Origin of the sequence: Nitratidesulfovibrio sp. 1201_IL3209 (assembly GCF_036763125.1) — a bacterium.
In the GTDB taxonomy this organism is placed as follows: domain Bacteria; phylum Desulfobacterota; class Desulfovibrionia; order Desulfovibrionales; family Desulfovibrionaceae; genus Cupidesulfovibrio.
Window position 1 is genome coordinate 44,097 of record NZ_JBAIYT010000025.1, and the last position, 17,099, is coordinate 61,195.

15 protein-coding genes are annotated in these 17,099 nt (G+C 70.4%); 6 read left to right on the forward strand and 9 right to left on the reverse strand.

Translation table 11 applies throughout. The features are described 5' to 3' along the window. Positions 1–89: 89 nt before the first annotated feature. From V6B97_RS12110 to V6B97_RS12140, 7 genes are all read right to left on the reverse strand, one after another. Positions 90–1,649, reverse strand: coding sequence for a DHA2 family efflux MFS transporter permease subunit (locus V6B97_RS12110; RefSeq protein WP_333506775.1), 1,560 nt, complete (start codon positions 1,647–1,649; stop codon positions 90–92). A gap of 18 nt (positions 1,650–1,667) precedes the next feature. Further along, the gene (locus V6B97_RS12115) at positions 1,668–2,996 is read right to left on the reverse strand and encodes an HlyD family secretion protein (RefSeq protein WP_333506776.1); all 1,329 of its coding nucleotides are present in this window, start codon (positions 2,994–2,996) and stop codon (positions 1,668–1,670) included. Positions 2,997–3,299: 303 nt separating this feature from the next. Then, complete coding sequence (locus V6B97_RS12120) at positions 3,300–4,418, reverse strand: substrate-binding periplasmic protein (protein ID WP_333506777.1); 1,119 nt, start codon at positions 4,416–4,418, stop codon at positions 3,300–3,302. 80 nt (positions 4,419–4,498) lie between these two features. Beyond that, positions 4,499–6,484 (reverse strand): cache domain-containing protein, encoded by a 1,986-nt coding sequence (locus tag V6B97_RS12125; protein ID WP_333506778.1) that lies wholly within the window; start codon positions 6,482–6,484, stop codon positions 4,499–4,501. 332 nt (positions 6,485–6,816) lie between these two features. Beyond that, positions 6,817–7,362, reverse strand: coding sequence for a tetratricopeptide repeat protein (locus tag V6B97_RS12130; protein ID WP_333506779.1), 546 nt, complete (start codon positions 7,360–7,362; stop codon positions 6,817–6,819). Between the two features lie 23 nt (positions 7,363–7,385). Then, entirely contained in the window at positions 7,386–8,090 is a 705-nt protein-coding gene (locus V6B97_RS12135) for a C39 family peptidase (RefSeq protein ID WP_333506780.1), read from the reverse strand. A 74-nt stretch (positions 8,091–8,164) separates the two neighbouring features. Then, the gene (locus tag V6B97_RS12140; protein WP_333506781.1) at positions 8,165–8,563 is read right to left on the reverse strand and encodes a PA2779 family protein; all 399 of its coding nucleotides are present in this window, start codon (positions 8,561–8,563) and stop codon (positions 8,165–8,167) included. 498 nt (positions 8,564–9,061) lie between these two features. Between V6B97_RS12140 and V6B97_RS12145 the strand changes: the two genes are divergently transcribed. Together V6B97_RS12145 and V6B97_RS12150 are read left to right on the forward strand one after the other, a co-directional pair. After that, on the forward strand, positions 9,062–10,816 hold the full coding sequence (locus V6B97_RS12145) for a hypothetical protein (RefSeq protein ID WP_333506782.1): 1,755 nt from the start codon (positions 9,062–9,064) through the stop codon (positions 10,814–10,816). A gap of 76 nt (positions 10,817–10,892) precedes the next feature. Next, complete coding sequence (locus tag V6B97_RS12150) at positions 10,893–11,609, forward strand: hypothetical protein (protein ID WP_333506783.1); 717 nt, start codon at positions 10,893–10,895, stop codon at positions 11,607–11,609. A 99-nt stretch (positions 11,610–11,708) separates the two neighbouring features. On the opposite strand, the gene V6B97_RS12155 is transcribed toward V6B97_RS12150, so the two are convergent. Beyond that, a complete protein-coding gene (locus V6B97_RS12155) occupies positions 11,709–12,425 on the reverse strand; it encodes a DUF3298 and DUF4163 domain-containing protein (protein ID WP_333506784.1) in 717 nt (238 codons plus the stop codon). 161 nt (positions 12,426–12,586) lie between these two features. Then, a complete protein-coding gene (locus tag V6B97_RS12160; RefSeq protein ID WP_333506785.1) occupies positions 12,587–13,813 on the reverse strand; it encodes a sodium:calcium antiporter in 1,227 nt (408 codons plus the stop codon). Between the two features lie 367 nt (positions 13,814–14,180). On the opposite strand from V6B97_RS12160, the gene V6B97_RS12165 reads away from it, so the two are divergent. The 4 genes from V6B97_RS12165 (at position 14,181) to V6B97_RS12180 (ending at position 16,926) form a co-directional block, all read left to right on the forward strand. Then, positions 14,181–14,489, forward strand: a complete 309-nt coding sequence (locus V6B97_RS12165) for a TIGR03905 family TSCPD domain-containing protein (RefSeq protein ID WP_333506786.1) — start codon at positions 14,181–14,183, stop codon at positions 14,487–14,489. Between the two features lie 131 nt (positions 14,490–14,620). After that, complete coding sequence (locus V6B97_RS12170; protein ID WP_333506788.1) at positions 14,621–14,941, forward strand: DsrE family protein; 321 nt, start codon at positions 14,621–14,623, stop codon at positions 14,939–14,941. Positions 14,942–15,200: 259 nt separating this feature from the next. Beyond that, positions 15,201–16,070, forward strand: a complete 870-nt coding sequence (locus V6B97_RS12175; protein ID WP_333506790.1) for a hypothetical protein — start codon at positions 15,201–15,203, stop codon at positions 16,068–16,070. Between the two features lie 61 nt (positions 16,071–16,131). Next, positions 16,132–16,926 (forward strand): hypothetical protein, encoded by a 795-nt coding sequence (locus tag V6B97_RS12180; RefSeq protein ID WP_333506791.1) that lies wholly within the window; start codon positions 16,132–16,134, stop codon positions 16,924–16,926. Positions 16,927–17,099 lie beyond the last annotated feature (173 nt).

A 17,099-nucleotide genomic window follows, 5' to 3' on the forward strand; every position in this document is an offset into this window, starting at 1 on the left:
GCGCAAGACGGCCGCCATTCCCATCCGGAATGGCGGCCGTTTTTTCCTGCCTGCCCCGCGTCACTGCGGGGGATGCGGGCGCGCCTGCCCTACTCCACGAAGCCCTCATGCTTGCCGCGCGGCGGCCTGCGCATGAACCAGACGCAGAAGAACAGCGCCAGAAAGATGGCCCCCTGCGAGAGAAAGGCGTCGTTGAAGGCCAGGGCCGAAGCCTCGCGCTGAAGCATCTGGTAGATCAGCGCGCGGGTGCGCTCGGCAAGGTCGGCGACCTCGCCCAGTTGCATGGCCAGCCCCGCGCGGATCTGCTCGAAGCTCAACTGGTAGGCGGGCGAGAGGGGCGTCATGTCCTCGGCCAGCACGCTGTGGTGGTACTGGGTGCGCCGGGCCAGCAGCGTGGTGACGAAGGCCACCCCGAACGAGCCGCCCAGGTTGCGCAGCAGGTTGTACAGGGGCGATGCCGTGTTCATGGCCTCGCGCGGGACGTGGGCAAAGGTGACCACCGACAGCGACACGAAGAAGAACGGCATGGCGATGCCCTGCAACACGCGGGCGAAGGCCGCCGTGCCGAAGTCGATGTACAGGTTGAACCCGGCCATGACGTGCAGCGAATACGCGCACACCAGCATGCCGAAAGCCAGCAGCCAGCGGGCGTCGAGGCGCTCCGTCAGCTTGCCCGCCACGGGCATGAACACCAGGGCCAGCATGCCCCCCGGCCCCAGCACCAGCCCGGCGAGGTAGGCGGTGTAGCCCATCAGCCCTTGCAGGAACAGCGGCAGCAGCACGATGGACCCGAAGAAGGCGAAGAAGCCGAGGAACATCACCGCGTTGCCGATGGCGAAGCTGCGGTTTTTCAGGATGCGGAAGTCCAGCACCGGCCGGGGGTGGCGCAGTTCCCAGAACACCAGGGCCACCAGCGACACGGCGGAGACCACGGCCAGGGTGGTGATGAACGGCGAGCTGAACCAGTCGTCCTGCTGCCCCTTGTCCAGCACGATCTGCAACGCGCCGATGCCCGTGGTCAGCAGGGCCAGCCCCAGGTAGTCCACCACCTCGCCGCGCTGGCGGCGCTCCATGTACGGGGGGTCGGACAGAAAGGCCCCGGCCAGGTACAGCGCCAGCAGCCCCACCGGCAGGTTGATGTAGAATATCCACCGCCAGGTGAAGTTGTCCGTCAGGTAGCCGCCCATGAGCGGCCCCAGGATGGGTCCCAGCACCACCCCCACGCCGAAGATGCCCATGGCCATGCCGCGCTGGTGGGGCGGAAAGGTCTCCATCAGGATGGCCTGCGACATGGGTTGCAGCCCCCCGCCGCCCAGCCCCTGAAAGATGCGGAACAGGATGATCTGGGCCAGGGTGGTGGCCGCCCCGCACAGCAGCGAACTGGCGGTGAACACGGCGATGGACAGCATCAGGAACCGCTTGCGCCCCATGAGCCGGGCCAGCCAACCGCTCATGGGGATGACGATGGCGTTGGCCACCAGGTACGAGGTGAGCACCCAGGTCACCTCTTCCTCGCCCGCGGCCAGGCTGCCCTGGATGTGCTTCAGGGCCACGTTGGCCACGCTGGTGTCCAGGATTTCGATGAGCGTGGGCACCATCACCGCCAGGGTGACGAGCCAGCGGTTGACCGATTCGGATTCGCGCGACATGCGGCCCTGCCGTTCCGGCTACTGCTTGCGGGCCGGTTCGGCCGGAGCGGTGGCCGGAACGGTGGCCGGAACGGTCGCGTTGCCGACGGGCTTCGCGGCCTGCGTGGCGTTGAGGCCGGTCCCCTGCCCGCCGCCCGCGTCCGCGTCCGTGCCCGTGCCCGTGCCCCGCAGCACGGGGGCATCGGACCCGGCGGCGCGCTGCGGCACCTCGGAAACGCCCCGGTTGGTGAAGATCACCGGCACTACGCTCATGCCCACGCGCAGGGGCGGCATGGTGGCGGGGTCGTAATCGGTCAGGCGCAGCCGCACGGGAATGCGCTGCACCACCTTCACGAAATTGCCGGAGGCGTTCTGCGGCGGAAACAGCGAAAAGGCCGCGCCCGTGCCCGCCATGATCGACTCCACCTGCCCTTGCAGCACCAGGCCGGGATAGGTGTCCACGCGGATTTCGCAGGGCTGGCCGGGCTTCACGTCGGTGAGTTCGGTTTCCTTGAAGTTGGCCGTCACCCACAGGTGGTCGGGCGACATGGGCACCACGGCCATGACCGGCTGCCCGCGCGTGACCATGCGGCCGGGCTCCACGTTCTTCTTGGTCACGTAGCCGTCCACGGGGGCGCGCACGGTGGTCCATTCCAGATTCAGTTCCGCCTGGCGCACCTTGGCCTGCTGGGCCTCCACCTGGCGGGCGCGGATTTCCGCCACCACCTGCCCGGTACCGGCCAGGTCCACCTCGGCGCGCACGCGGCGCATTTCGGCCTCCGCCGCCGCGCGGGCCTTGCTGGACGCCTCCAGCTTGGCGCGGGACGATTCCAGCCGGGCCTTGGCCGCGTCGTCAGCGGAACGGGCCCGGTCCACCGCCTCGCGCGAGACGGCCCCCTGCCCCACCAGGGCTTCCAGGCGGCGGCGGTCCAGCGTGGTCTGGGCCTGTTCGGTGGACAAGCGCTCCATCTCGTAGCGGGCGGCGTCCTCTTCGTCGCGGGCCTGGGCGGCGCGGCGCTTGGTGGCCTCTTCCACGGCCTGCGCGCCGGTCACCCGGTGCACGGTCTGGGAAAGCTCCAGCGGCACGCCGCGTTGCAGCGCGGCAAGCTGGGCGCGCGCCTCGGCCACGGCCACCTCGTACTCGGTGGGGTCCAGCCGGGCCAGCACATCGCCTTCCCGGACGAACTGGTTGTCCTCCACGGGCACGTCCACCACATAGCCCGCCACGCGCGGCGAAACCATGAAGATGCGGCCGTCCACCTGCGCGTCGTCGGTCTCCACCTTGCCGAGGCCGTGCCAGTACCAGATGCCCGCCGCCAGAACCATGACGCCGAGCAGTATGCCGAGGATGCGCTTCTTGCTGTTCATGCCGTATCGCCGTGTGGACACGCGCGGACGCGTGGTGTGCGGGTGGGAAAACCGGCCATGGCGCACACGCGGGACGGCCGGAATCCGGTCATGGCCGGAACGGGGCACGCCGGGCCGCCGAGGTCCCTGCCGCGAACGGAAGGCCCCTTGCGGGTGGCGTCGGAATTGCCGCTTTCGGGAACCGGCAATGCATAGCGCATGCCGTGCCGGGCACGCAACCGGACAGTGGAGGTTCCGGCGGCAGGCACCCGCGCGGGTGCGGGTTCGCGCCCGGCCGGGGGATCCCCGTGCCTGTCCGGCGGATCAGTCGGTCGGCGTGCCGGGCGTGATGCCGACAGTCCGGCCCGCATCCCCGCCGGACGCCGGACCGGCCGCGAAATCCGCCATCGGGACGAATATGCCCGGCAACCCGCCCTGGGGCCTGCCGCGCTTCCGGTCGCCGTCCGCCTCGGGATAGGCGGACTGCAACCCGTACCGGGCAAGGCAGCGTTGCAGTTCCCCTTCCCGGTGCAGGTCGCGCAGCGCCGCCTCGAAGGCGGCCACTGCCTCCGGCGCGGCATGGCGCGAAAACGCGATGGTGTAGTCGAGCCGGTTGTGCCAGCCCGCGTAGCGCAGGTTGGCGATGCGCAGCTGGGCGATGATGGCGAGGCCGTTCTCCCTGTTGGAGAACACCGCGTCGATGCGCCCCTGGGCCAGCTTGAGGAACCCGGAATCGTTGTCCGGCGCCACGTCCACGGTCATGGGCACCTGCCGGGCCAGCTGGTTCAGGATGTCCGCCGTCAGCGAGGGGCCGTAGACGCCCACCCGGTAGCCCGCCATGTCACGGGGGGTCACGTAGCGCAGCGGGTTTTCCATGCGCACGAAGAAGCCGTATTCCGCCCGCACCAGCGGCGGGCAGAAATGCAGCCACGTCTCGCGCTCCGGCACGTGACCGATGGTGAAGATGCCGTCGGCCGCGCCGTTGCGCACCTCCTGCTGGGCACGGGCCCAGGGCAGCAGGCGGAAGGTGCAGCCCACGCCCATGCGCCGACAGGCCATGCTGATGATTTCCGGCATGGGACCGGCCAGTTGTTCGCCGGTGTCCGTGCGCTCCATGTAGTTGAACGGCGGGTACTGCTGGGCCACGAAGACGAGCCCCGTGGCGTCGGGCCGTGCGCCACGGACGGGGGCCAACTGGATTTGGTCCGGCTGAGACTGGCCCGGCTGGGCGGCCACCGGCATGGCCTGCGGCAGCGTGAGCACCCACGCGGCCACGCAGGCCAGCAGGCATGCCAAAACACGCGACAGGACGCGCGACAGGACGCGCGACAGGACGCGCGGCAGGACACGCCACGGGGCACGCGCCACCGGCCGAACCGGGATGCGGTCCCGGCCGGGCGCTTCGTTCCCGGCCCGCGCCGTGCTCCATCCATGTCTCTGCACGCCCTTGCTCCTTTGTCCCCGTCCGTTCCTCGACACATGGCCACCGGCGACGCGTGGCCGCCGGTTCCACCAGCCCCCGGTCACTCCGGCACATTCATGGTGCACGCGAAGTGGGTCACCACGCCCGCGCCGTCGCGCAGGGGGACCAGGCGGCACTCCGCCTCCAACGGCGCGCCGTCGCCGCGCCGCAGCCGGGCGCGGCCGCTCCACGGCTCGCCGTGCTCGCGGGCCGCCAGCAGCGCGGCGAAACCGGCGTCCCCGTTGCCGCCCGCGCCCCCGCCAGCCCCCAGATCCGCCAGGCGGCGGTCCAGCGCGTCGGCGCGCGGCCAGCCGGTGATGGCGGCAAAGGCGGGGTTGGCGTAGCGGATGGAACCTTCGCCATCCAGGATCAGCAGCGCCCCGGCGGAATTCTCCACGGCCTGTTCCAGCAGACGCCGCGCCTCCTCGGCCCGGCGGCGCGCCGTGAGGTCGGTGAGCACGCCGATGATGCCCCCCTCGCCCGCCGCGCCGCCGCCGAACACGGTCTTGACCGTGCCGAAGTGGCGCACCGCGCCGTCGGCGCAGCGCAGGGTCCGCTCGCCGTGGCGCGTGCCGCCCACGTGGCGCAGTTCGTCGTCGTCGCGCAGCACGGCGGCGGCCACGTCCGGCGGGTACACGTCGGGAAAGTCGCCCGGCGGGCGGCCGCGCACGTCCTCGCGCGCGCAGCCCAGCACCATCCGCGCGAAGCTGTCGTTGCAGTCCACGAAGCGGCCGGTGAAGTCGCGGTAGTAGATGGGGTTGGGGATGGCGTTCATCAGCGCGCGCAGGAAGGCCAGCCGGGTGCGCGCCTCTTCCTCGGTGGCGGCCCGGCGCTCCAGTTCGCCCAGGTAGTCGGCGTTGAGGCGGGTCAGTTCCGCCGTGCGCGCCTCCACCAGTTGCCCCATGCGCAGGCTGTGGCCCTCCAGATTGCCCATCAGCCTGTTGAAATAGTTGGCAAGGTCTCCGATCTCGTCGTGGGTTTCCGGCACCACGCGCACGGAAAGGTCGCCCCCGGCCCCCACACGCACCCGGTCGGCCAGCCGCCGCAGCGGCCCGGTGATGCCCGCGCTGGCGTACAGGCTGGCCAGCGCCACCACCCCGGTGGCGGCCAGCAGCCACAGCATGGCCAGACGGCGCATGCGGTCGAGCGGGGCGTATATCTCGTCGGCATAGCCGGATGCGGCCACGATCCAGTCGTAGTCCGCAAGGTAGGCGTAGACCACGATCTTCTCGCGGTAGACGTTCTCGCCGGGGTTGCGCCACGAATAGACGATGCGGCCGGAACGCTTTTGCAGCATCTCGCGCACGAAGCGGCGGCCGGTGTCGTCGCGCGCGTCGGCGATGTCGCCCGGCTCCATCACCGGGTGCACCAGCAGTTCGCCCGAGCCGGTCATGATGTAGGCGTAGCCGGTTTCGCCCACGCGGTGCGAAAGCACCGCGTCGCGCAGCATGGTCACGTCCAGCAGGTTGCGGAATTCCTCGCGGTAGGCGGAGGCGGAGATGATCCAGTCCCACGGCCGGAACCAGGTCATGTGCAGCGCCTTGGGCCGGACGTGCGTTTCGCCGGGGTTGCGCCATTCGTACTGCATGAACCCCTCGTGCAGGCGCGACTGGTCCCGCACGAACTCGAACTCGGAAAGGTCGCGCCCCAGCAGCGAGGGCACCGGGTGCACGGCCAGGGTGGCGTTGGAGGTCAGGCAGTAGATGTAGCCGGAGCGGCCGATGCTCATGCGCAGCAGGATGGCGGCGGCGTTGGCCTTGGCCTGCGCCTCGGTGATGGCCCCGGAGCGATGGCGCTCGTATTCCAGCATCACCACGTCGCGGGCCTTTTCCGAGGCGGCGCGCAGGTAGTTGCGCACCGCCAGGTCCGCCCCCACGCGCACGGTGCCCAGGATGGACTGGGTGGCCGCGTGCAGCCGCTCTTCCACGGCCTGCTCCACGGCCCGCCGGGCATAGATGTACGCACCGGCGCCACCGCACAGAAGCAGCACGAGGAACACCAGCATGTAGCTGGCCAGCAGCTTTCCGCGAATGCCCAGACCCGTCATGCAGCCTCCAAGAGTGTCCCGATGCCCCATCTTGCCAGATGAAGCGCGCTCGGAAAAGCCCGGCCCGCCGACATTGCAAAAAAACCGGCATCATTGTCCGGAACGTGGCGAGGGGATGGCGCGGGCCCTGGCGCCCTGACCCGCGGACGCGCGGGCGGGCTGGCTGCGGACTGCGGACTGCGGAGTGGGGAAGGGGGGCGGGGCGGGGCGCTAGGACGGCGCGGCGTTCCGGAATGGCATGCCCGAACGATCAGCACGAACGGCGCGGCCCGCCGCATCCGTGGGGGACGCGGCGGGCCGGTGCGGAAAACGGGAACGGCGACGCGGGACAGCTACCTGTTCCGCGCGGCCTCGACCTGCTTCAGGGTATCCTCGAAGCTGGCGCGGTGGGCGTCGTCGGCCAGGCGCACGGCATCCTCGGCCAACTGTTGCGCCTCGTCCAGCCGCTGGCCGCGCGTCAGCAGCAGCCAGGCCAGATTGTTGCGCGCCGGGGCGGATTCCGCCTCGGGCAAGGCGCGGATGGCGCTGCGGTAGTGGCTTTCCGCCTCGTCCAGGTCGCCCTTCTGGAACAGCACGTTGGCCAGGTACAGATGGGCCTGGGGCAGGCCGTCGCGCACGGCCTCGGCGTATTCGCGCCGGGCCAGGTCCAGTTCGCCCTTCTGCTCGTAGGCGCGGCCCAGTTCCAGGTGTTCCGGCCCGGACAGCGGGTCCTGGTAGATGCCGATGCGGGGCACGGCGCACCCGGCCAGCAGCAGGCACGCCAGCGCGGCGAGGCACACGGCGCGCGCGACGGCGGAACCGGAGCGACGCGCGGGTGCGCCCGCATCGCGGACGGAGACGGCAATAAGGATGGAAGCGGACGGCGTGGTGTCCGGCATGGGACCTCCCGTGGCGGTTCGGGCTACGGGGCGGGCGCGGGGGCCGCATCCTGCCGCCGGACCTCCAGCGTCCAGCGGTCGGTGCGGTCCCAGGTGCGCAGGAACGATGCCCACGGCAGCCGTTGCAGGGGGGTGCGGTCCGAATTCACGATGACCGCGTCGGGCGCGTAGCCCACCACCACCATGAAATGATAGGTGCTCACCGGCCCGTAGCCGTGGTCCACCATGACGATGCGCGGCCGGCCGGAGTCCACGGCGGCCATCAGGTCGGCCACCGAGCCGTCGTACCAGCGGCTGGCAAGGCCCAGGGTGCGCGGGTACAGGGCAAGGTCCAGCGACAGGGTGCCGTGCATGCCGGGGCGGAAGATGGCTTCGGCGATGCCCTCCGGGGTGGCCTGCGGGCCGGTCAGCCCCAGGTGGCGCAGCACCCCGGCCAGCGAGGCGGGGCCGCACTGGTACTGCTCCTGCGCGAAGAAGGGCACGTCGGGGATGATGCGTCCGGCGGCGGGGCGGACGGGGTCCGGCGCCAGGGTGCCGGGGCCGCGCACGCAGCCCGCGCAGGCCAGCGCCGCCAGAAGCAGCAGGACACACGGCCGCGACCGGGCGAACCACAACAATCGGGCGAGCCACGACGGCCGGGCAGGCGGCCGCGAGGGGCCACGGCGCGCGGAGACCGGGCGGATTACCGGGCGGGCGGCCCGGCACGAGGGCGGAAACGGCATGGGCATGGCGGAAAAGGCGTCCTCCGCGCGCCGGGCAACCCCTGGCTGCCCGGCGCGGCGGAGAAAAACGGGACGCGCGGCTACTGGATGACCACGCGGCGGTCGGCGAAGTGCAGGATCAGCACCACCAGCAGAATGACCACCAGAATGGCGATGACGAAGCCGAAGCCGTCGCCGCCGTGGGTCAGGTTGTCGATCTTCTTGGCCAGGTCGTGCAGTTCGGCGTCGGACAGCATGGACAGGCGCTGTTCCACTTCGGCCTGGGAGTAGCCAAGGGCTTGCAGGCGTTCGGAAACCATCTTGTTTTCCAGGGCCTTCTGCACCGAGGTCAGATCGCTGGAGCGCTGTTCCCCGGCCATGACGCCGGCGTTGGGAACGAAGGCGGCCTCCACGCGGGGCACGAAGCTGAGCAGGCCCATGACGGCCACCATGACCATGGCGATGTGACGCAGGGCGCGCCAGTTCAGAAGCATGTACATGTGTTCCTCCTTCTTGGGGGTCGTCGTCACCGGCACCCCGGAACCGCACCGATCCGGGTCCGGCGTGCGCCGCGCGCGCACGGCATTCGTGAAATTTTCTAGATTTGCCTAGCAGACTTGGATGGCGATTACAAGACACCGCGTCGTCATGGGTACGACGTGGGCACGACGAAACCGGATTGCCGCGCGGCGCCTGCGCGTTGCCGGGACATTGCCGGGTTGTATCGGTCCCCTCCGGTGATGCGTGCGCGTACGCACGGTGTCCGGCAGCGTTCCGGTTGCCGATGCGTTGTCCGCCCGGCTGTCGCCACGCCCATGGCATGCTTGCGTCATAATCGCGTCATGATCGCAGCATGGCCGGGCCCCCTCCGGACGCCCCGCCAACCCCGCTGCGCCCCCCTTGCGGCCGTTCCCCCCCGTTTTCCCCCGTGTACGGTGTGCGCCTTCGGCCCGATGCATCCGCACCCCACGCAACGCCCACCACGGAGGATTCACCCCATGACGGCCACCACCCGGCGCCAGGCCGCCGCGCTGTACGCCGACCTTGCCGCCGACGCCACCCGGCGCGGTCCCGCCGCCCTTGCCGCCGTGCAGGCGGAACTGGGCCGCCGCGACCTGTTCTACCTGCTCACCCGGCTCATGGGCCGCGCGGACATGGACCGCGACTGGCTGTTCGAGCGCTGCCGCGAGGTGCAGGCCGCGCCCGACGGCCACCTGGACCTGTGGGCGCGCGAACACTACAAGTCCACCATCATCACCTTCGGCCAGACCGTGCGCGACATCCTGAACGACCCGGAAATCACGGTGGGCATATTTTCCCACTCGCGGCCGGTGGCCAAGGACTTCCTGGGCCAGATCAAGCACGAGTTCGAACACAACGACCTGCTGCAACGCCTGTACCCCGACGTGCTGTGGGCCGCGCCCCGGCGGCAGGCCCCGGTGTGGTCGCTGGACAAGGGCATCGTGGTGCGCCGCCGGGGCAACCCCAAGGAGGCCACCGTGGAGGCATGGGGGCTGGTGGACGGCCAGCCCACGGGCAAGCACTTCCGCCTACTGGTCTACGACGACGTGGTCACCCGCGAATCGGTGACCACTCCGGAAATGATCGCCAAGGTCACGGAATGCTGGGCGCTGTCGCTCAATCTGGGGGCCAGCGGGGGAACCGGCGGCGATGCCGGGGGCGGGACGGAAGGCGGCGGCAACGGCGATGCGGACGGCGGGCGTGACGCGGGCAACGGATGCGGCGGCAACGGCGCAGGCCGCCGCCGCTACATCGGCACCCGCTACCATTTCAACGACACCTGGCGCGCCATCATCGAGCGCGGGGCGGCCGTGCCGCGCATCCACCCCGCCACGGCCAACGGCGCGCCCGACGGCCCTCCGGTGCTGCTCTCCCCGGCGGCGCTGGCCGAAAAGCGCCGCCAGATGGGGCCCTACGTGTTCGGCTGCCAGATGCTGCTGAACCCCGCCGCCGACACGGCACAAGGCTTCCGCGCCGAATGGCTGCGCCGCTACGTGCCCGGTCCCGTTGACGCGGGCGGGCCGTATGGCACAGCCTATCCGATTGATCCGGTCGCTCCGGCCGGGATACGGCCCGCAGCCCCCGCCGCATCCCGCCTTGCCCAATGGGGCCACTGCAACCGCTACCTGCTGGTGGACCCGGCGGGCGAACGCAAGAAGGGCAGCGACTACACGGTGATGCTGGTGGTGGGCCTGGCCCCGGACGGCAACCGCTACCTGCTGGACGGGGTGCGCGACCGCCTGAACCTTACCGGGCGCGCCGCCGCGCTGTTCCGCCTGCACCGGGCGTGGCGGCCGCTGGCCGTGGGCTACGAGAAGTACGGCATGCAGGCGGACATCGAGCACGTGCGCGCCGAGCAGGAACGCCGCAACTACCGCTTCGACATCCTTCCCCTGGGCGGCCCCATGCCCAAGAAGGACCGCATCCGCAGGCTGGTGCCGGAGTTCGAACAGGGGCGCATGCTGCTGCCCCACCGCCTGCCCTTCATGGATGCCGAGGGCAAACGGCGCGACCTGGCGCGGGAATTCGTGGACGAGGAATACCTGGCCTTTCCCGTGTCGCGGCACGACGACATGCTGGACTGCCTGGCGCGCATCCTGGACCCGGACCTGGGCGCGGAATTCCCGGCCCCGGATGGCGCGGAGTTCGACGGCCGGGGCGGCACGGGCGGCATCGGTGACATGGGGAACATGGGGAGCATGGGGAACATGGAGTACCCCCTGTATGGCTAGCGCCGCCGCCCCCCATCCCGCGTCGCCGCGCCCGTCTGCCGCGCATTCCCGCCCTACAGCGCAGCCCGGAGCCTCCATGCAGGCCGGACACCCCCTGCCCCCGCTGGTGCTGCGCTCGCGCCACCCGTCCCATCCCGCCCCGGTCACCGACGCGGAACTGGACCGGCTGTGGACCACCCTGCGCGAGGAAGGGCTGGCTCCGGTGGTGTTCCACGACGGCGGCGTGCGTAGCGCCGCCGACCTGCGCGGCCTGCTGTCCCCCCGGCGGGCATGGTGCTATCTGGTGCAGGCGGCGGGCACCCCGCTGGCCCTGTGCTGGCTGGACGGCTTTTGCGGCCGTGCGGCGCGCATCCACTTCTGCGTGCTGCGGGCCGGGCTGCCCCGCGCGGATGAGATCGGGCGCACGGTGGTGCGCTTCCTGCTCACCGCGCCCGCCCGTCCGCAAACCGGGGAATCTTCACTTTCCCCCGGCCGCCCGGCCCTGTACCTGCTGGACACCCTGGTGGGACTCACCCCCGCGCCGTATCGCCACGCGCTGGCCTTCGTGACGCGGCTGGGCTTCCGCCGCGCGGCGGTGGTCCCCGGCGGCGCGGTGCTGGCCCGGCCCACCGGCGCCCGCGTCTGCGACGCGGTGCTCACCCTGTGCACCCGCGCCGATCTGGCCGACTTGCCCGATCCGCCTGTCCTGCCCGATCCGCCTGTCCAGCCCGGTCTGCCCCGTCTGTCTGATCTGGCCGCTTTCGTTCCCCCGCGCGAAACAGGCGGACCGACGCCTGCGGGCATGGATTGCTGAAGCTCCCGGCGGATGCCGGGGCCAGGACGCGAAAAGGGCCGGAACGCACGACGCGTTCCGGCCCTTGATTCCTTTCCTTCCCTCTCTCGCTCTCCCCGCCTACCGGGTGACACCCCAGATATCCAGCCTCGGCCCGGCGTCGAGCAACTCCGTCAGGGGCACATCCACCTGCTGCGGCCCGGCCGACCACGGCGCAACCTGGTACGGGGGAAAATGCACCCGCACCCCTTCCGGCGTCAGCGCCAGGCTTGCGTAGTTGTCCGCGTCCGGGCTGGTGCCGCCGCGCAACATGTCCTCGGCCCGGTCTTCGCCAAGGGTTTCGGCCAGCGCGTCGTAACAGTACGAGGCCAGCAGGGCCAGCGCGCCCTCGGTATCCGCGAACATGTCCCCCAGGGCCAGACGCGCGCCCGAGGCCATGTCGTAACTCAGGGTGATGATGTCCAGGTTGCCGTGCGCGCCGCCGGTGTAGGTCCAGATGCTGAAGGTGACCGTGGCCGCCCGTGCCGAGGCGCGGGTCACCGCGTAGGTCACCTTCAGTTCGTTGACGAAGCGGTGCACGTTGGGGTCGGGCGTGCCGGTGGCGGGCTGGGCTCCGCCCTCGGGCTCGGCCAGCCCCTGCCGGAACGCGGCCACGACGTGCGCGGCCCACCGGGCCAGGTCGTCGTCCACCGCGGCCTGCCCAAGGCGGGGATAGCGCACGTCGATGTCGAAATCGTCCTCGCGCAGGGTGATGGAGGCCTCGTCGTCGCGCGGCGCGCCGGGTTCGGCCGCGCCCGCGGGCGCGGCGCACAGCAGCGCAGCCAGCAGTGCGGCCACCAGCAGCACACGCCCCGGAACGGCACGCCATCCCTCAACCGCAGCACATCGTTTGCCGTCGTTCATGGTTCCTCCCTAACACGAGCCGCCCGCCGCGCCAAGGGCGCGACGGGCGGCGGGGGGATCATGTCATTTCCGATACCGCTCCGGCGGCGCGCACGCTACACGCGGAAGCCGTAGCGCAGGTCCAGGAAGCTGCGCGGGCGCAGCAGCAACAGTCCGGCGGCCAGCGCCACGTAGATCAGGCTGAACCAGATATGCAGCCGGTCGGGCACGTGGGGCAGGCCCATGGCCGCTTCCACCGGGGCCTGGATGAACGGCGACAGGAACTGGATCAGGAACAGGCCGAACAGCACCACGGCCCCCGGCATGCCGATGCGCATGCGCAGCAGCAGGCAGATGGCGAACAGCGACTGCGCCGCCGTCAGCAGGATTTCGTTCATCTGGTGCGAATCCATGGGAATGGGCGGGGTGATCGATCCGGACGACACCGCGTACACGCCGGGAATCATGCCCACCAGCAGGGTCCACTGGTTCAGCTTGGACGAGATCAGGCTGCCCAGCGCGATGCTGGCGTGGCCGCGCATGGCGAACATCAGCGACACGATGAACTCGGGCGCTTCCGAGGCGATGGGCGCAAGCCACTGCACCAGCAGGAATTCGTTGATGCCCAGCACCTTGCCGGAGGCCACCAGACTTTCGCTGAACAGTTCCGCATCGGCCAGGATGACCACGGCGGCGAACAGGAACAGCGAAAAGGTCGCCAGGCGGCGGCGGTCCTTGGGCAGCCTGGCCAGCTTCTCGGCCGGGCCTTCGGCCTCGAACTCGGTGCAGGGCCTGCGCGAGACGATCCAGATGTACCAAGCGTACATCGAGATCAGGATCACGCCGTCGTACCAGGTCAGCGAACCCTTGATGGGAATGAAGAACGCGTACGCCGTGGCCATGGCCAGGAAGACCAGGTCGGTGCGGCGTTCGTTTTCCACCTCCACCGTGCGGCGGTAGCGCATCCAGCACACCAGCACGATGGCGCTCCAGCCCACGCCGATGAGCAGGCGATTGGCCCCGGTCATATTGGCGATGGCGTAGTGCGCGTACTCGCTTTCGGGGTATTGCCCGGCCATCCACGTGAAGTACATGTCCACGGCGTATTCGGGCAACACGGCGATGAGCGCCACCACCGCCAGGGCCAAGGTCTGGGGAATGTCCAGTTGCGCCACCTCGCAGGCCCACATCAGCATGAACGACGCGGCCAGGATGGCCCCGCCGGTCAGCCCGGCCATGACCAGCGGGCTGATCTCGGGGTGCAGGACGCGCATGGCAAGGCCCGGCAGCGTGGCCAGCACGGCCAACAGGAAGGGGTACCAGTCGCGAAACGCATGTTTCACAGACAACCTCGCGATACTCTTTAAGAATTTACACATCGCCAGAGGCCAAAAAGAAAAAGGCGAGACCTCCGGCATTCCTGCCGTGAAGGTCTCGCCAATTGGTCCGGTTTGCGGGTCCGTCCCAACGGCAACGCCAGGCGCGTGCGCCATGCTGTTGACGTTGCCCTTGCTGGCTACTCCCCTTGCTGTGTGAGTACATAGTCCGCTCTGCCGGGCGCGTCAAGCGGAGGCGGCCCCTTTACAGCGCGGCGCGCCGGGCCTATGTCTGGCCCCGGGCCAAACCGGCAAACCGAACCAAACCGGCAAACCGGGCCAGACCAGCAAAACGGCGCACCGGCACCGCCGCCGCCCCCCACGGAGTTTCGCCATGCATGTTCATGTTCCCAGCGGCGTTTGCAGCAAGCAGATCCAGTTCGACGTGCGCGACGGCATGCTGCACGACGTGCGCTTTGCCGGGGGCTGCCCCGGCAACCTCGAAGCCCTCGGCCGCCTGCTGGACGGCATGCCGGTGCAGGACGCCATCGACAAGCTGATCGGCATCACCTGCGGCAACAAATCCACCTCCTGCCCCGACCAGTTGGCCAAGGCCCTGGCCGACCTGCTGGACGGCCGCCCGCTGGCCGCCCCGATGCAGGCCGTGGGCTTCGGCCTGAAGCCGCTGAACCCCTTCGGCTAGGGGCGCGGGCGAAGAGGGGGCCGCCGCCTGTCCCGCCTGTCCCGCCAGTCCCCCCAGTCCATGGCTTGCATCAATGCCATGCGCCGCTTATGATAGATTTCATCTATCAATAACCACGCGAGGCATTGACAATGCAAATACTGATCATCCTCTCCAGCGCGGACCCGGAAATCCGCTGGAACACCTTCCGCTTCGGCAACTTCCTGCTCGAAAAGGGCGAGGACGTGACCATCTTCCTCAACGGTCCGGCGGCAAACTACGCCGCGGGCGACGGTCCCTCGTTCCCCATCCGCGAACAGGCCCGGCTGTTCGCCCTCAGCGAGGGCGTGCTGGCCGCCTGAGGCAAGTGCCAGGACATCCACGGTGTGGATGCGGACGACACGGTGGCCCGGGGCAACCAGCAGTTCCTGTACGACGAGATGCTCAAGGCGGACAGGGTGCTGAACTTCTGACGCCGACGGCGGGCCGGGGCCACCAGCCACCTGCGCCCCCCGTTCCTTTCGCGGCTCCCGCGCGCCGTCCGCATGGGCGGGTGCGTGGGGGCCGCGCCGTCTTTCGGGGGCGGGCGATCCGCAAGGCCGCGCCACACGCCCCCTCGCCGGTTCGCCATGCGGCCCGCCAACGCCGCGCGGAAATGCCCGTTGACAGCCGCACGGGGCGGTCATAAGACGCGGGTGCGGCCGCCCGGAGCGGCCATATCCGGAGGATTCCATGCCCGTCCGCACCCCGGCCCGGCCCGCCAGCGCCATCGGCCGGTCCGCCCATCGCACCGTGCGCCCCGCAAGGCCCGCCGCCCCGCGCCGTTTCCGCGCCCCTGCCCCGGTGCCGGTCCTGCTCGGCCTGCTGGCCGTCCTGCTGCTGGCCGCCTGCGCGCCGCGCATCACCGACGACGGCGCACAGCCCTACGCCAACCCCCAGCCGGAACGCATCTACCCCGGCCCCGTGCCGGTGCAGGTGCTGGACCGCTTCCTGCTGGCGTCCTTCGCCCAGCGCCACCCCGACGCCGCGCAGCGCGCGGGCCTGGTGGTGCTGCCCGACGGCCGGGCCGAACCTTCCGGCGACATCGTTCCGCAGGACTACCAGCCGGAATCCTACGGCCTGGAACTGGCCCTGCGCCTGAACCTGCGCTCGTTCCCCTCGCTGCTGCCCGGCTTCACCGACGATTCGCGGCGCACCTTCGCCTCGCCCAGGCAGTGGACCGTCAGCGCGCTGGACCGCACCTCGCTCAACGTCCATTCGCCCGACCTCGTGAACACGCTGGTGGTCTTCGCCACCCTGGACTGGAACTCCAACGGCGTGCGCGACTGGCTGGCGCTGCTCACCCAGAAGACCCCGCACGACGAGGGCTTCTACCTGGGCTACTGGCTGGTGGTGGAAGACCCCGCGCCCAAGGGGCTGTTGCAGGCCCGGCTGCTGTCGCTGGACGAATACCGGGGCATCGGCCTGCCGGTCACCCGCACCGGCGAAGAGGCGCGCGCCTTCCTCGACAAGCTGCTGCGCGAGCAGGTGCTGCCCGCCTCGCAGGAAGCGGCGCGCAAGGCCGCCGACGAGGCCGCCATCAAGGCCATCCTGAAGAAATAACCGGAAGACGCGGCGCACGCCGTGCCGGACACCCCAAAACGCCCGCCGGGCACCATTCGCCATGCACCGCACCCGCCCCCATACCGCCCAGCGTTCCGCCGCCCCGCGCGGCCTTGCCGCCCTTGTCCCGCTGCTGCTGTTGCTGGCCCTTGCCTCGGGCTGCGCCCTGCAACCCGTGGAGGTGGTGCGGCCCGACTCGTTCCGCAACTACGCCATCTACCTGCGCGACGAGATGGTGCGCCGCAACATCCTGGACGCCGAGGGCAACTACATGGAGGCGGCCATCCGCGACAACCGCGACTACCGCCCCGCCTCGTACGGCGAGGAACTGTACCACCGCCTGTCCACGCGCTTCCGCTCGGCAGAGGCGCGCAACGGCCTTGCGGGCGAAACCTTCGCGGATTCCGCGGCGCCCGACGACAACGTGCGCATCGGCAAGGTGGGGTTTGCCCTGGGCCAGGGCATGGACGTGATTTCCGTGTCGCTCACGGCCATCACCGACTGGAACGGCGACGGCGTCAACGACTGGCTGGTGACCTGCACGGTGACCCCGCTGTTCGGCACCGGCCCGCGCGAATACTACATGGCGGTGGAAAACGTGGCCCCCACGGGCGTGCTGAAGCCCACCCTGCTGGCCATCCGCGACTGCGCCAACAACGAATGCACCGTGCTGGTGGGCAAGGCGCGCACCAAGGCGCTGGGCTTCGACCCCGACCGCAGCACCGACAAGGCGCCCTCCAACTTCGTGGAATCGCAGCCGGGCCAGCAGATCGTGGCGCCGCCCAACTCCCCGGCCCCGGCGGGCGCGCCCGGCGCGGGCGGCCCGCGCGTGCAGGAGCAACCGCTGTCGAAGTAGCCCCTTCGCCGCGGCACGCGGCATGCCCCGCGCGCCGCGCATCGCACAGCGTCGTACAGCATCTGGCCGTATTGCAAGAGCGGGTTCCTGCCATGGCAGGAACCCGCGCGTGCCAAACGGCTTCTCACATTACGCGCGGGGCGCGGCGCGACCGTGAGGCCCGCCCCTCCGCA